The organism is Virgibacillus tibetensis (assembly GCF_036026595.1).
Lineage (GTDB): Bacteria > Bacillota > Bacilli > Bacillales > Amphibacillaceae > Virgibacillus_P > Virgibacillus_P tibetensis.
On the sequence record NZ_JARZFX010000001.1, the window covers coordinates 109,682 to 126,165 of the forward strand.

Annotated in this window: 13 protein-coding genes; 7 read left to right on the forward strand and 6 right to left on the reverse strand. The window is 37.5% G+C overall.

The window, feature by feature from the left end; all coding sequences use genetic code 11:
- Positions 1 to 7 precede the first annotated feature (7 nt).
- From QGM71_RS00550 to sspI, 5 genes are all read right to left on the reverse strand, one after another.
- The gene (locus tag QGM71_RS00550) at positions 8 to 679 is read right to left on the reverse strand and encodes an ABC transporter ATP-binding protein (protein ID WP_327605556.1); all 672 of its coding nucleotides are present in this window, start codon (positions 677 to 679) and stop codon (positions 8 to 10) included.
- Positions 672 to 1,802, reverse strand: coding sequence for an ABC transporter permease (locus QGM71_RS00555; RefSeq protein ID WP_327605557.1), 1,131 nt, complete (start codon positions 1,800 to 1,802; stop codon positions 672 to 674). Before QGM71_RS00555 ends, QGM71_RS00550 begins: the two co-directional genes overlap by 8 nt.
- Entirely contained in the window at positions 1,799 to 3,022 is a 1,224-nt protein-coding gene (locus tag QGM71_RS00560; protein WP_327605558.1) for an ABC transporter permease, read from the reverse strand. Before QGM71_RS00560 ends, QGM71_RS00555 begins: the two co-directional genes overlap by 4 nt.
- A gap of 48 nt (positions 3,023 to 3,070) precedes the next feature.
- Positions 3,071 to 4,654: a DUF6583 family protein gene (locus tag QGM71_RS00565; protein WP_327605559.1), complete on the reverse strand. Its 1,584-nt coding sequence runs from the start codon at positions 4,652 to 4,654 to the stop codon at positions 3,071 to 3,073.
- 577 nt (positions 4,655 to 5,231) lie between these two features.
- The gene (gene sspI / locus QGM71_RS00570; RefSeq protein WP_327605560.1) at positions 5,232 to 5,456 is read right to left on the reverse strand and encodes a small acid-soluble spore protein SspI; all 225 of its coding nucleotides are present in this window, start codon (positions 5,454 to 5,456) and stop codon (positions 5,232 to 5,234) included.
- A gap of 102 nt (positions 5,457 to 5,558) precedes the next feature.
- Here sspI and QGM71_RS00575 point away from each other — a divergent pair, with 102 nt between their 5' ends.
- The 3 genes from QGM71_RS00575 to pheT all read left to right on the forward strand — a co-directional run bounded on the left by QGM71_RS00575 (position 5,559) and on the right by pheT (position 10,141).
- Positions 5,559 to 6,296, forward strand: a complete 738-nt coding sequence (locus QGM71_RS00575; protein ID WP_327605561.1) for a TrmH family RNA methyltransferase — start codon at positions 5,559 to 5,561, stop codon at positions 6,294 to 6,296.
- 368 nt (positions 6,297 to 6,664) lie between these two features.
- Positions 6,665 to 7,699 carry a phenylalanine--tRNA ligase subunit alpha gene (gene pheS, locus QGM71_RS00580; protein ID WP_327605562.1) on the forward strand — a complete coding sequence of 345 codons (1,035 nt, stop codon included), beginning with the start codon at positions 6,665 to 6,667 and terminating at the stop codon, positions 7,697 to 7,699.
- A 15-nt stretch (positions 7,700 to 7,714) separates the two neighbouring features.
- Positions 7,715 to 10,141, forward strand: a complete 2,427-nt coding sequence (pheT, locus tag QGM71_RS00585) for a phenylalanine--tRNA ligase subunit beta (protein WP_327605563.1) — start codon at positions 7,715 to 7,717, stop codon at positions 10,139 to 10,141.
- A 141-nt stretch (positions 10,142 to 10,282) separates the two neighbouring features.
- Here the strand turns inward: pheT and rnhC are convergent, their stop codons facing one another.
- On the reverse strand, positions 10,283 to 11,221 hold the full coding sequence (gene rnhC / locus QGM71_RS00590; protein WP_327605564.1) for a ribonuclease HIII: 939 nt from the start codon (positions 11,219 to 11,221) through the stop codon (positions 10,283 to 10,285).
- A gap of 141 nt (positions 11,222 to 11,362) precedes the next feature.
- Here rnhC and zapA point away from each other — a divergent pair, with 141 nt between their 5' ends.
- From zapA to QGM71_RS00610, 4 genes are all read left to right on the forward strand, one after another.
- Complete coding sequence (gene zapA, locus QGM71_RS00595; protein WP_327605565.1) at positions 11,363 to 11,626, forward strand: cell division protein ZapA; 264 nt, start codon at positions 11,363 to 11,365, stop codon at positions 11,624 to 11,626.
- Between the two features lie 3 nt (positions 11,627 to 11,629).
- Entirely contained in the window at positions 11,630 to 12,187 is a 558-nt protein-coding gene (locus QGM71_RS00600; RefSeq protein WP_327605566.1) for a CvpA family protein, read from the forward strand.
- A 205-nt stretch (positions 12,188 to 12,392) separates the two neighbouring features.
- Positions 12,393 to 14,111: a DNA polymerase/3'-5' exonuclease PolX gene (gene polX / locus QGM71_RS00605; protein WP_327605567.1), complete on the forward strand. Its 1,719-nt coding sequence runs from the start codon at positions 12,393 to 12,395 to the stop codon at positions 14,109 to 14,111.
- A 14-nt stretch (positions 14,112 to 14,125) separates the two neighbouring features.
- Positions 14,126 to 16,468, forward strand: coding sequence for an endonuclease MutS2 (locus tag QGM71_RS00610; protein ID WP_327605568.1), 2,343 nt, complete (start codon positions 14,126 to 14,128; stop codon positions 16,466 to 16,468).
- The last annotated feature ends 16 nt before the right edge of the window (positions 16,469 to 16,484 follow it).

The following is a 16,484-nucleotide window of genomic DNA, read 5'->3' on the forward strand; positions in this document are numbered from 1 at the left end:
TATAAACTTAAAATGTAATGACTTCTTTTCCAGATGATATTAAAAGTTCATTATAGAAAGGATCCTCACCTATGCATACTACTCTGTTGCACAAGTTGATAATCTCATCCATATCATGAGAAGTATAAATAATTATCTTGTCTTTCCTGGCTGCTTGCTCTTTTAAATACAAGCCAATTTCTTTTCTTGATTTCAGATCGATTCCAACGGTAGGTTCATCTAATAATAAAAGTTGAGGGTTATGAATTAAACTGATTGCTAAGTTTAATTTACGTTTCATACCTCCTGATAAAGTCTTAACTGGTTCCTTCCATTTTTTTAGATTCATATCCAGGCACAATTGATGCAGCTGCTCTTTAGTTTGTCTGTTCCATGATAATTTCTCAAAGAAAACCATATTCTCTTCCACAGTAAATTCTTCCCAGATTGCTATATCTTGAGGAACAAAGCCAATTCTCTTACGAATATATTTTTTATCTTTGCTATACATTTTTTCTTCAAAGCTAATACTGCCTTTTGTAGGATTCTGTAAAGTTGCCAGTATATGAAGTAAGGTTGATTTACCTGCTCCGTTTTCTCCGACAAGCCCAATAATTTCTCCAGGTTGTACCGAAAATGAAATGTCCTTTAGAATAGTTTTCTTTCCATACAATTTTGATAGTGAACTTACATTAAGCATCGGATTTGTCTCTCCTTACAAACCATATTGAGATAAGCATAATAAAAAGGTATAACCAAAGATTGCTAATCTTACCTGATAAGAAAGGAAGGATGGGATTAACTAGCTCCAGCCAAGTAAACCTATTAGTAATACCATCAACTGGAAGGATTGCTCCGCTGGAAATTGCAATCAGCAAAGTGAGCGCAAAAGACACACTGTAAAATAACTGTAAATTGTTAAATTGCATTGCTACTATTAAAGCTCCTGTATTTAGTGTGAGTCGTAGGGACAGCAATGCTCCAATCAGTTGTAAGTTAACTGGTTCACCAAGATAAAATGCAAAAACACCTGCAGCTAAAAGGTCGAATAAAAATAATAGAACAGTATAGAACAATGTGTTTTCTAAGCTGTAACGTTTAAAAGAAATGCGTGTGAACATAAAGCGCGAACGTAGACCCGATCTGCTTTCTTTAATAAACCAATCAAATAATAACAATGTCGATAAAATACTGAAGACGGCATAAAGCCCCCATGTTTTCCACACTGTAACCTCATCTTGATCAATTGAATCAGTATGTAAGAAATTAAAGGTAGTCCGCAGCAAGTTTTCTTCGGCTTCAATTTGCCTGCTCTTTTCGACAACTTCATCCCAAGTCCATTGTAAATGAGGGTTGTACTCCTCGCTTAAATTCTTTACAGTAAATGCTGCTTTAGATCTTCCGGTATCCTTTTGAGCAAATGAAATAATCATTTCTGACACCGGTGTATATGCTAAGGATAAATCTGATTTATAGCTGGTTATTAAGCGATTTCTGCTGCCTCTTTTAACCTGTTCTTCATATCCATTACGAATTATAAAAACACTGTCTAGTTCGTGTTTTTCGAGTTTGTGCAGTGCATCCTCCTCAGTTGTCTCATCGACTCTTATTAATGGTGTTTGTCTGATGGATTCAACAAGATTAGCTGCAAGCAGTGTCTCATCTTCTACAACAATACCTACTGGTACTTTGCTGTCCTCCTGTATTGCCGTCGTCACATTAATAATGCTGACCGTACCAAAAATGGGAAGAATCAGCCAGAAAAGCATGGTTATCCATTGTTTCTTCCAGTGAATAAAGCGTGTTAGTAAACTATTCATCATTCCTCTAAGCGCTCCTTCCCTAATGAAAGGCCAATGAGCAGCAACAGACCAACCATGTTCATTAGTACTAATGGTGTATAGTCGGCATATAAACGGTTGTTAAGGATAATTTCATGTAACCAGCGAAATCCTTCATTTGAAAAGCTATATAGCAGCAATTCCTGTAGCTTTAAAGGGAAATATATAACAGGAATAAATGCGCCACTTATCAGCAGTACTCCTCCTGTAAATAATGATTGACCTAATAAACGTAATTTTTTGGAAGGGATAAGGGTTTCAATAATAGCCAAGCATAGGAGCAATAAAATACTGTAAAGTGAAATGACAGCTCCAATTCTTGTGAAATCATACTTATATAAATCCCAATCCAACACATGCTGCAAGATAGCAAAGGAACCTGCAGATAAAATAGAAACAGCCACCAAAGTAACAATTATTCTTGCAATGATTTGTTGAATGTCAGTTACTCCATAAAGTTTCATTCTATGTTTCATACGCAATTCATTTTCTTTGTATAAAAAAGTATAGACAGCAAGAAGCCATATACTAATTACAATAAACCAGCTAGCCATAGCATAATAGTCAATAGGCGATGAGGTAACTTGATTTGTTATTTGAAGCTCATTGATAACCCTATCTTTGCCAATTGTATAAAAAAGAAATTCCTGAAACTGTTCAAATAACAGATCGTTTCGCGCCTCATTTTCAATTGATAGTGCTTTGGCATAATGATTGATTGTGAGAATATTTGCCTGAGATGCACGAATATGTCTGGTTACGCTATCAATTAGTTCTTTTATTATCCGGCTTTGCATTGGTTGGCTAGGGTTTCCTATGACAGCTAACTCACTAGAGTGCCCTTGATATAAACTCTCTGTTATTCCTTCTGGTAAGACTATGTATGAACTTAACTCATTCATTTGAATTGCTGTTTTGGCTTTGCTTTCTTCCATGCTATGTATTTGAATATAAGTACCCATTTGAGCTGATTCATTAATTAAATCAACTACCATTTGTGTCTCGGCTGTTTGGTCTGCATCAATTAAGCCTACCTGTATCACATTCTTATCAGAAGGTGAGAAGAGAGCAATGAGAATAGTTACAATCAGGCCAACTATTATAATTGGAAAAAGTAAAAGAAGAGGAAGTGAGAGCCACTTCCTCTGGAGTTGCATAGAATTACTTTTTATAAATATTAATATCTTTGTTATGAAATGCATCTTAGCACTTCCATTCATGTGAGGTGTATATAAACATTACTTAGAGTACTAAAATCCTCCACTTCCAGCCAGGATTCCAAACATCCATTGTTGGAATTGCGGTGTAACTTCAAGCTCCATGTACTCCATTAATTCATTAACATTCATCTTACCTAAGTCCTTTACATTATCTTCCTCAGGCATATCCACTTGAGATATTGTTTTCCCATCTACCATGATATAAAGAGCAAACATGTTCTGATCGATATCCGGGCTTTCAACAGACAAATTATGCTCAGAACTCATTTGATCCTTATCATAAGAAAAATTACCATTCCAGATCAGACTACCGGCAGCAAATGTATCGTTCATTGTGAAAACTCTTTCAAAATCACGGGTTCCATTATTTAGTGACTCTGTACCTCCATAGGAAAGCTCCATATCTTCTACTGTTAGTTTAATAGAATCTTGAGCTTGATTATCTTCCCATGATAGATCGCCTGCGATGGTTAGTGTGCCTTCATCGTAGCTATCAGAGAAGCCTATGTCATAATTGAAGAATTGATGTCCGTTTGTTAGTAATTGTGTTGCATCCACAGAGAAGCTTACCAGGTCGTCAGCTGAGGGGCCCATTTCGATATGGAACTCACGCTGTGCAATTAAATCGTCATAAACCCAAATTGCAGAAGTTAATCCATTAGGAATGTGAAAATTATCGACTTCTTCTTTTGCTTCAGCCATTGCTGCTTCAAAATCATTGATTACTTGGTCAATTTCACTTTCCATAGGGCCTCCACCAAACTGTGGAAATGCAAATTGATCTCGAATTAATTCTTTTAGTTTTTCATCTTTTTGCATTTTATCAAATACTTTTGTTGCCAACTCTTTTAGCTGCTGTTCGGTAAGGTGCATTGTAATCTTTTCTGTATTGAGTGATTCATCATTGACCTGAATCGTATCATCGGAACTCTCAAAAGCACTTTCTGGTAACTCATTATAAATCATTTCCACATATTCTTCTTCAAAATATTCCAGATCATCTTCTGATAGGAATCCAGTTGATCCTTCAAATATCTCCTCTAAATTTAGTGATTCGTCACCAGTAAATGATTGAGGATCAAGCTCATGCAGCAACGTACCAAAGTCCTCGTCTTTAAGCTGCAGTAACTCATTGATAAAAGGTAATCCTACCATAATTTTATCGGCCGTTAAATAGAGGTTGATTCCATCAATTTCCAAGCCGCCGAAATTTGCCTTCAATTCAGTTGCCATGTGTTTATTTTCCATATCTGTTGCACTTGTTAAAGTGACTGTGGAGTTATTAATGATTTGAGATGGGTCCATCCCCAATCCTCCCGCTGTGATGCCACTAGGATCATTGTACTCTGCTGATAACTCGATAGCAGATTCAGTAGGGTTTTTCTCCGATTGTTCCAACCAATCTAATTCTGGCTGGTAGCGTTCTTCGAATTTATCTGTGATAAAATCAAAGGTGTTTTTCTCAGCTAAAAAGTACTTTTCTTTCTCTGAAATATTTAAAAATACAAAAGCTGCTGCACTGCCCCCAATAACTAGTACAGCTCCTATAATAACAGCAATCAGTCCCTTCGAAAATCCCTTTTTCTTCCCGCTATTGTTACTTGTTTGTTCCATTTTATTTCCCCTCTCTGTTCTGTGCTCTTTAATTATATGTATTATGAATAATGGTATCTCATAACAACAAGGCATCGGCATTATTTTATATCAATTAGTAATTTATAGTCAAATCGTGCTAGGTGCATATCTGAAAATACACACTATAAAAGGCTTCAAGTATCTTAAGTTCAAGAATAAAATATGAGTCTTTATAACTAAGTAACTAGTAATATATGGAATTATAAGTAAAGTATTCTCCTGTTTTAATAGATTTAAACATATGGTGCAGGAATTAATACCCATTTTAATAAATAATTTAAAATAAAGAAGAGGCTGAGACATAACTAAATGGGAAGAATGAGAATCCGAATAATTGGAACTTAGCGTAGGCAAAATACGCAGACTCCTGTGGGAACAGCACGAGCTGAAGATCCACTGTGTGAAGTGCTCTTCTTCACACAGTTAGCTGAAGCCGTGCCCACGGAAAGCGAAGTATTTTGCCGAAGCGGTACATTTGCTCAGGCATTGATGTTCGGATTTTCCTGAATAATTCCTCTTTTGTCCCAATCTCTAAACGGGTTTATATAGCTTGATGTTATTGTGGTTCAACTGTTTGCTTTACACCTTGCTCTAACGCGTCGACCATTTCCTGCCTTTCCCCTTCATCCGATTGGTTCCAGATTAATTCAAAGAGAACTCCTAAACCTGGCAGCATTTTTTCTTCTCCATTTTGTATGGCGTCCTCAATAGTTGCTTCCAACTGTTGCTGATCATTTGTTGCAATATTTGACAAGATTGCTTTTCTTAAATTTAAATCCATTAAACTCACCTCAATTATAAAATTTTTGCTAACGATAGTTTGACCTAGTTAAGTGAAAATATGTATGATGATAACTAAGAATATTAAATAAGGATGAAAAAGATGATTACCTCTGTAAAAAATGAAAAAGTTAAGGCATTGCGAAAACTGCATAATAGAAAAGATCGTTCCGACTCAGAAGTTTTTTTAATTGAAGGGTTTCATTTAGTTGAGGAAGCTTGTAAGAGTGACTGGACAGTAAAGGAAATTATTGTACAGCATGGTGTTGAAGCACCGAGGTGTTGTGAAGGTATTGCTGTGTTAGAAGTTAGCGATAATGTGTTTCAGCATATATCACAGACGAAAGCACCCCAGGGCATCGCTGCCGTATTATCAATGAAATACAACAACAAGAGCGCGGGAAGTCGTATATTGCTGATTGATTCCATACAGGATCCCGGCAATTTAGGAACAATAATTAGAACAGCTGACGCAGCTGGGTTCGATGGCGTTGTTTTAGGACAGGGTACAGTTGATCTATATAATGATAAAGTAATCCGTTCATCTCAAGGATCGCTTTTCCATATCCCCATACTCCATAGAAAGCTGCAAGATGAAATAGTTCTATTAAAGGAAAAGGGATTCAATATATGGGCGACTGCACTTGAGGATGCTAAGAAGTACAGTGAAGTTGTGGTAAATGAGAAAGTGGCATTAATTGTAGGAAATGAAGGCGCAGGGGTTAAAAAAGAACTGTTGGAAACAGCTGATACTATAGTAAACATCCCTATATACGGCAAAGCAGAATCACTTAATGTTAGTATAGCAGCAGGTATCTTAATGTATTACATAAGGAAGTAAAGTTGCAAGTAAAGAATAAATTAACTATAATATATGTAATATTAATAAAGCTTTGAAAGAGCCCGATACCATTTTTGAGCGATATAAGGGAAGAAATGCCTGGACTGAAAGCATTTCTATCGTATTAAATGTTATTATTTCACTCTGGAGCTGACACTAGGACCTTGTGTAACAAGTAAAGGTGTTCCGGACTTTTTGATCCGTTATCATGAATGAGTTGGACACAGCAATTATGTAATGTCTTGTGTCAATTAGGGTGGTACCGCGAAACGATAGCCTCGTCCCTTTCTGGGAAGGGGCTTTTTTTGTTTGTCCAAACTAAGACGGAAAAAAGTTATAACTAATTGATTTAAAGGAGGCAGTTGTAAATGAAAGAGCAAATGGAAGCAATACAAGCAGAAGCAATACAGAAAATTGAACAAGTCGGAGAACTTAAAGAGCTTCAGGATATTAAAGTAGCCTATTTAGGAAAAAAAGGCTCTTTAACTGGTGTATTAAGAGGGATGGGTAAGCTTTCAAAAGAGGAGCGTCCTGTTATTGGTGAGATCGCCAACAAAGTAAGAGAATCAATAACGGAAGCCATCAATCTTAAAAGTGAAAAACTTGAGCGTGCTGCTCTGGAAAAACAGTTGGAAAAAGAAGCAATAGACGTAACACTGCCAGGTCGGCCCGTAAAAGTCGGTGGTCCTCATCTGTTAACTAAAATAGTGGAAGAAATTGAAGACTTATTTATCGGAATGGGATTTGAAGTAAGAGAAGGACCTGAGGTAGAAACGGATTACTTTAATTTTGAGGCCTTGAACTTACCGAAAGGTCACCCAGCGAGAGATATGCAGGATACATTTTATATTACCAATGAATTATTACTTCGCACACATACATCACCAGTACAAGCGCGTACTATGAATGAATTCGATGGGGGAAAACCTGTTAAAATGATCTGTCCGGGAAAAGTGTACCGCCGTGATACCGATGATGCAACACATTCCCATCAATTTACACAAATTGAAGGTCTTTATGTAGATAAGAATGTGCGTATGAGCGATCTCAAAGGGATATTAGATACATTTGCGAAAAAAATGTTTGGCGAAGAAAGAGAAATCCGTTTGCGTCCCAGCTTTTTCCCGTTTACAGAACCATCCGTAGAAATGGATATTTCCTGTAAAGTGTGTAATGGCGAAGGGTGTTCGGTATGTAAAGGATCAGGGTGGATTGAAATTTTAGGTGCAGGGATGGTACATCCAAATGTACTGAAAATGGCAGGATATGACCCTGAAGAATATACTGGCTTTGCATTTGGAATGGGTCCAGAACGTATTGCCATGCTGAAATATGGAGTAAATGACATACGCCAATTTTATACAAACGATATCAGATTCTTAAAACAGTATCACAATGCTTAGGGAGGTAGTTTAGTCATGTTAGTATCATTAAATTGGTTGAAAAACTATGTAGATATAGGAACAATAAGTCCAGAAGACTTAGCGGAAAGGATTACGAAGTCTGGAATCGAAGTGGATGGAATAGAATACATTGCTGAAAAAAGTGAGAATGTTGTCGTAGGCTATGTTGAGACATGTGAAAAACATCCAAATGCAGATAAATTAAACCTCTGCCAAGTAAATATTGGGGATGAGAAATTACAAATTATTTGTGGGGCTCCAAATATTGCGCAGGGACAAAAAGTAGCTGTTGCCAGACCAGGTGCAGTTCTACCCGGGAATTTTAAAATTAAAAAGGTGAAATTACGTGGTGTAGAATCAAATGGAATGATTTGTTCCTTGCAAGAGCTGGGGATAGAAGAAAAATATGTCCCTAAAGAAACGTCAGACGGAATTTTCGTTTTTCCAGATGATGTCACCATTGGTGAAAGTGTAGAGCCGCTGCTTAACCTTAATGATGCTGTATTGGAATTTGATTTAACACCGAATCGTGCAGATTGTTTGTCTATGCTTGGGGTAGCTTATGAAGTAGCTGCTTTATTGGATCAGCCAATCAATTTACCAGCCGAAGAAGTTAATTTCGCGGACGAACGTGCAGAAGCACATATTTCAGTCCAGATGGAAGCAGCTGACTTGAACCCTTATTATGGTGCATTTATTATAAAAGATCTTGAAATTAAAGCTTCTCCCTTATGGATGAGTAATTATTTGATTGCTTCTGGTATACGTCCAATAAATAATGTAGTAGACATTACTAATTATGTGTTACTGGAATATGGCCAACCGTTGCATGCATTTGATTATAACCGACTAGAGTCTGACAAAATAGTAGTCCGCCGCGCTAACCAGGGGGAAAAGCTGACTACATTAGATCAACAGGAAAGAACATTAACAGAGGAGCACCTTGTTATTACAAATGGCACCAAACCAATTGCCCTGGCAGGAGTAATGGGCGGGCTTGATACAGAAGTAAACAATAATACAACAACTGTTTTGCTGGAAGCAGCTTATTTTGCTCCATCTGCTGTAAGAAAAACAGTAAAGGACACAGGATTGCGCAGTGAATCAAGTACTCGATTTGAAAAGGGAATTGATCCAAATCGAGTCAGAAATGCAGGGCTAAGGGCTTGTCAGTTATTGCAAAGATATGCAGGTGGCAAGGTACTGGCAAATGTAGTTGAATTTGATGAGTTGGATCGGTCAGAAAAAACAGTTGAGATGGATACACCTGAGGTCAATAAAAGACTTGGAACGGATATAAAACCAGAGGAAATTGTTCATATATTAAATAAGCTGCGTTTTAATTATACACAAGCTGGCGAGCGATTTACTGTTCAGGCTCCGACCAGGCGGAAAGATATTACTATATTTGAAGATATGCTTGAAGAAGTTGCGCGAATTTATGGTTATGATAATCTGCCATACACGCTACCTGTGGGAGAATCACAAGCTGGTGCGTTAACTGAGGAACAACAATTGAAACGAAACATAAAAAACTATCTTCAAGGCGCAGGATTAATGGAGACAATTACGTATTCTTTAACGGACGAAGCAAGTATAGAAAAGCTGATCAGCCCTGAAATTAACGAACAAGGAATGGAACCAGTAGGACTTGCGATGCCTATGAGTGAAGATCACAAATATTTACGACTAAGTATTTTGCCCGAATTACTTAGCACATTAGCTTATAATCAAGCAAGAAACCAGCCAAACCTGGCATATTATGAGCTGGGTAATATATTTATCACTAAAGAAAAAGTATTAACAAAACAACCGGATGAAAAATTGCGTTTAGCTGGTGCACTTACTGGAAAGTGGATGGAACAGCCTTGGCAGCAAGAAAAGAAGGAAGTAGATTTCTATGTAACTAAGGGGATAATTGAAGGATTATTTGACTATCTGAAGATCCCGGTTTCCTTCGTACAGTCCAGTCTGCCGGACATGCACCCAGGTAGATGTGCAACTATAATTATTGGAGATAATATTATTGGGTTTGTTGGACAATTACACCCAATGATGGAGAAGAAGCTGGATTTAAAAGAAACATATGTGTTTGACATTAATATGGAGAAGGTTTTTGCTGTATATAATAGTGTTCCTGCATATCATCAAATACCCAGATTTCCATCAATAGCACGTGACATAGCATTTATCATGGATGCTGAAGTGGTAGCGGGAGATGTAAAAGCAGTTATTGAGGAAAGTGGAGCTCCATTGGTAAGTAATGTTCAGATATTTGATGTATATCAAGGTGAAAATATAGCAGAGGGTAAGAAGTCAATTGCGTATAGCTTACTCTACCAGCACCCTGACAAAACATTAGCAGATGATGAAATTGAAGAATCATTTACTAAAATTATTGATACGGTTAATCAGAAGTTCGGTGCATACATTCGCTCTTAATTATTACAGCGTTACATCAACTATTAAAAAAGCGATACAGCGATTGCTGTATCGCTTTTTAAAATAAATTTATCCTTCGACACCAGAAGACTCCTTCAAATTGCCTGGCAATTAGCGGGGGAGGTTCGAGAGAAATAAAACTTACAAATAAGCGCGTGCTTTTTTAGTATTTGCGAAATGCGTTTTTGCACAGGCGTTTAAGGAAGCTTCCCCTTTATCATTTATTAATTTTGCAATGGTCTGATCCACTTTCTTCGAGGCGCCCTTTGGTAATGTTGCCCCAACCATCTCTGACAGTTTGTCCATTTCTTTAAGAAAACTGGTTCTGGCAATTATGGATCCAGCAGCTACAGCAATCGAGTAGCTTTCAGCTTTAGTCATAAAGTATGTCTTCTCAGCAAGGGATTGTTTTTCCGTAGAAATGTGCTTTATATATACTGCTGGCTCGCAAAACTGATCGACCAGTATGCCATTCAATGGGGCATTTCCAATCTTGTTAACAAGACTGTTAATCGCATGATGGTGAAGCATTGCCTTCATTTTACTTTGCGTCCACCCCTTTTTTTGAAGGGTGTTATATTTTTTATTATGTAAAACAAGTAGTGAGTAAGGTATCGCCATCTTAACTATTTCTTTGGATAATTTTTTAATCGTTGGGTCGGTTAAATTTTTTGAGTCCTTTACACCAAGTTCTTTGAGTGTCTCAATTTGATTTTGTCCCACATAGACACAGGCCACCGTAATGGGTCCGAAATAATCACCAGTACCAGCTTCATCAGAACCAATATGACTACTATTGAATAAAGTGGATGGTGGTGTATATTTTGTCGTTGCCTGTTGTTTGTGATTTGATTTTCCAACGGTGCTTAGGTTACCAGCTTGATCAGCCCATTGTTGAGCTTCTACTTCTGGTGAATTTCCTTGAAAAAGAACCTTGCCGGATTTATAAGCGGTAATAACGGCATTTTCGGTCTTTGCACGAAAAACTGCTCCCTGTGGTGGGGAAACAAGTGAGCTGCTGTAAGCGATCTTCATCCTGTTTATGGTTTTTGTGGTTAATACGTAAACGGTCTGTGGCACATTTATCTCTCCATTCAAGTCCATATGTAGACTATAGCAAAATATAATTAATAATGAAATGTTAATTAAGAAGTCTTTCCTAAATGCTTTACTTCGTGTTAATATTAAGTGACCAATTTTCTTAGGCAGGAGGGTAAACGTGTGGCCCATAACGATAAATCACGCATAACAGTGGAAATACATAATAAATCATATACGATAGTAGGTGAGGAATCCGCAAGCCATGTTCGACTGGTTGCGAGTCTCGTTGATCAGAAAATGAGTGAGATTCAAGGTTCTAACTTGCATTTAGATACAACAAAATTAGCTGTCCTGACAGCTGTTAACACAATGAATGATTATTTGAAACTAAAAGAGGACTATGCTAAATTGCTGGGTTCACTAAAGAAGAAAGAGGATAAATAAAGTATGTTTGATATAATTATAGTCATATTGTTAATTTTTGGTTTTTTAATTGGATTAAAGAGAGGTTTAATTCTACAACTAGTTCATTTGATAGGGTTTGTTGTAGCTTTCATTGTAGCAACAATGTACTATGATAGGCTTGGTCCCGTACTATCATTATGGGTTCCTTACCCGGATTTGTCTGATGACAGTGCGTGGGCAGAATTTCTGCATGCCCTGCCACTGGAAAACGGCTTTTATAACGCCATAGCATTTGTATTAATCTTTATTGCTGTGAAAATCGTATTACAAATCATAGCTTCTATGCTTGATTTTATAGCATCATTACCTATTTTAAATTCGATTAACAAAATACTTGGGGCTGTTTTAGGGTTTGTAGAAGTGTATCTCTTACTTTTCATTGCCTTATATATTCTTGCTCTGACACCAATTGCTGGCATTCAGGACTGGATAAATGATTCATCCATAGCGCTGAATATCTTAGAAAATACACCATATTTGTCAGAGAAAATAAGAGAATTATGGTTCTTAAATATAGTCAATTTATTTAATATCAAATAGGGATACCGAGACTGATTCAAAGTGTTAGGGATACATTTGTATGTCATGTACAATAGGTATTATCTAAGTTGAATCAGTCTTTTTATCGTATTTTATCTAAATGACGCAGAAGTGAGCTTCCCCTTAAGAAACTAATTGGGAAATGTACCAGACAACAGCTGAACTGTGGTTCACTTTATTATTACTAAGAGTGGGTGAAGAAGAAATGGAAGTTAATAAAAAGGACGTTATTAAACTACTCGAAAAAATAGCAATATACCTAGAACTTAAAGGAGAAAACCCTTTTAAAATCAGCGCATACCGACGAGCAGCCCAGGCGCTTGAGCGTGATGACAGATCATTAACAAACATCGAGGACTTTACGAAAATTAAAGGGATCGGCAAAGGAACCAGTACAGTGATTGAAGAGTATATACAAACCGGCATTTCAGATACCCTCCGTATATTAGAAGAAGAAATACCTGATGGATTAATCCCTTTGCTTAACTTGCCGGGCTTAGGCGGAAAAAAGCTATCGAAATTATATAAGGAACTTGGTGTGACAGATGGGCCAACATTGAAAAAAGCAATTGAGAACGGCCAAGTAGAAAGTCTTGCTGGATTTGGAAAAAGATCAGCAGAGAAAATTTTGGCTGCTCTGGAGGAGTCTGGCAAACGTCCAAACCGTTTGCCTATTGCTTTGATGCTTCCGATTGCCGAAAAGATTGAAGCATATGTAAAAGAAATGGATGGAGTTATTAACTTTTCACGGGCCGGAAGTTTACGCAGAATGCGTGAAACAATTAAGGACATTGATTTTATTATAGCTACCGACACTCCTTTGAAGGTACGGGACGAACTGCTGAAAATAGAAAACATCAAAGAGGTTATCGCTAAAGGTGATACAAAGGTGTCTGTAACACTTGATGAAATCTATGATATAAATGTGGATTTTCGTTTAGTTGAAAAAGAGGAATTTGCTTCTACGCTTCATCATTTTACCGGGTCAAAAGATCATAACGTAGCATTAAGACAGCTTGCCAAATCGCAAGGTGAGAAAATTAACGAGTATGGTGTGGAAGTAGAAGAAACGAATGAAGTGCTAACATTTAAAGACGAGGAAGAATTTTTCAATCATTTTGGATTAAATTATATTCCGCCTGAGGTAAGAGAGAATACTGGGGAAGTAGAAGCTTTTAAAAATGCTGTTCCCCTGATTGAGTTAACAGATATCCGCGGAGATTTACACATGCATACCACGGGAAGTGACGGTGCACAAACATTAGAAGAAATGGTGAACCAGGCTCGAAAGAAGAAATATGAGTTTATGGCAATTACTGATCATTCCAAGTATTTGAAAGTAGCAAACGGGCTGGATGAAACAAGATTGAGAAAGCAACGAGAAGAAATTAATAGATTAAATGATAAATATACTGACATCCATATCTTTGCTGGTGTAGAAATGGATATCCTGCCAGATGGCAGACTTGATTTTTCAGCCGACTTTCTGCAGGAAATGGATTTTGTAATTGGTGCCATCCATTCCAGTTTTAATCAAACTGAGGATAAAATTATGGCTCGTTTGAATGCTGCTTTGGATAATCCCTTCGTATCTCTGATTGCACATCCAACGGGCAGACTAATTGGGAGAAGAGAAGGGTATAAGGTCGATTTGAATAAACTAATGATACGGGCAAAAGAAACAAATACCGCACTGGAAATAAACGCAAATCCCAATCGTTTGGATTTATCCTCAGAATGGTCCCGCAAAGCACAGGAAATGGGCGTTACACTGGCAATTAATACAGATGCCCATAATTATCAAATGCTTGATCATATGAAGTATGGTGTAGGTGTGGCAAGAAAAGGATGGGTACAAAAAGAAAATGTTTTAAATACTTGGTCAAAAGAAAAGCTTATCGCTTATTTTAATCGTAACAAATAAAGGAGCAACAATGGATGAATGAAAGAATTCTTCGAGTACTTGAATTTAATAAAATTACAGAACAGCTGAGTAACCAGGCAGCAACGTCATTAGGAAAAGAGCTGGCTCTACAATTAAAGCCATCTACTGATATTGCAAAAGTAGTGGAGCTGCAAATGGAGACAGATGAAGCTGTGCAAGTAATTCGCTTAAACGCAGCTATTCCACTAGGTGGTATTTCTGACATCCGTGCGAGTCTCAAGCGCAGTGTGATAGGTGGTGTACTAACAACCAAAGAATGTCTTGATGTAGCTAATACAATCTATGGAGGCAGACAGGTAAAAGATTTTATTGAAAAAATGGAAGAGGATCTCACCATTTTAAATGGGCTTGCTGATCGGGTTACACCCCTCAGAGATCTCGAACAGCATATAAAAAACTGTATTGACGATCATGGACATGTAATGGATAGTGCTTCTCAAAAACTTCGTGGCATCCGCTCTTCTATTCGCACCTTTGAAAGCAGAGTACGCGATAAACTGGATAGTTATACAAAGACAAAGAGTAACATGCTTTCTGATGCGTTAATAACTATACGTAATGACAGGTACGTATTACCCGTGAAACATGAATACCGTGGCTCAATTGGTGGAATCGTTCATGATCAGTCTGCTTCAGGTCAAACGTTATTTATGGAACCAAAAGCGGTAGTTGACTTGAATAATCAGCTGCAGGAAGCATCAATAAAAGAAAAGCAGGAAATAGACCGCATATTACGTGAATTAAGTGAACACATTGCCAGCCAGGAGATTTTCTTAAATGAAAATGTAACCGTTTTGGCACAAATCGACTTTATATTCGCACGAGCTAATTTAGGGAAGCAAATGAAGGCTGCTATGCCAAAAATTAATAATAACGGCATAATAAAAATGCAGCAGGCACGACATCCATTAATTGCAGCGGATGAGGTAGTGGCTAATGATGTAGAGATTGGTGAATCATATACAACGATTGTAATTACAGGCCCAAATACTGGTGGTAAGACAGTAACATTAAAAATGGTTGGCCTTTGTACACTAATGGCGCAATCCGGTTTACAAATTCCAGCATTTGATGGCTGTGAGATGGCAGTATTTGAAAATGTATTTGCAGATATTGGTGACGAACAATCAATTGAACAAAATCTAAGCACCTTTTCCTCCCATATGACAAACATCGTGGATATTCTAGAAAAAGTTGATCATCAAACATTGGTATTGTTTGATGAATTAGGAGCTGGAACTGATCCACAGGAGGGTGCCGCCTTAGCAATGTCAATTTTAGATGAGGTAGTTTCCCGCGGAGCTCGAATTATTGCTACTACCCATTACCCGGAACTGAAGGCTTATGGCTACAATCGAGAGAATGTAATTAATGCTTCAGTGGAATTCAATGTACAGACACTTCAGCCAACGTACCGTTTGTTGATTGGGGTACCTGGCAGAAGCAATGCATTTGATATTTCTAAGCGCTTAGGATTGAAGGAAAACGTAATTGAACATGCCAAAGTTCATATCGGTGTTGACTCAAAAAGTGTGGACAATATGATTGCATCGCTCGAGGATTCCCAAACGCAGGCAAAGAAGGATTATGAGGATGCACATCAGATACTGCTGGAAAGCGAAGCACTCCGGGATGAAATTGAGACAATGTGGAAGCAGTTTGAACAAAAACGGGAAACATTATTTAAGAAAGCGGAAGAGAAAGCAGAAAAGGCCTTGAACAAGGCACGTGAGGAAGCAGAATTAATCGTTGATGAGATTCGCAATATGAAAACAGAAGTTCATCTAAAAGAACATGAATGGATTGAAGCAAAGAAAATGCTGGAAGATGCCAGGCCCAACCTTGCCAAAAGGAAAGACCCCAGTGTGAATGTAACACCGGTATCAGATAACGATCTCCAACCGGGAGATGAAATTAAGCTGCTTACAGTTAATCAAAAAGGTGAAGTCTTGGAAAGAATAGCTAAAAATGAATATTTAATACAAGTTGGTATTATGAAAGTAAAAGTAAAGAGGAAAGATCTGCAATTAATTGGGAAAAAGAAGCAAACGTTCGAAAAGCCTTTAGCAACGATAAAGGGATCCAGTTACCATGTAAGCACAGAATTGGATCTTCGTGGGGAACGCTTTGATGACGCATTAATAAAACTCGAGAAATATATTGATGATACGTTACTTGCAGGATATCCAAATGTATCTATAATTCACGGTAAAGGTACAGGTGCATTAAGGAAGGGTGTACAAGAATTTGTAAAAAAACACCCTAGTATTGTTTCTTCCCGACCTGGGTCTTCCAGTGAAGGAGGAAGTGGTATTACCATAATTGAATTCAGATAGAATACATGTAACAAGG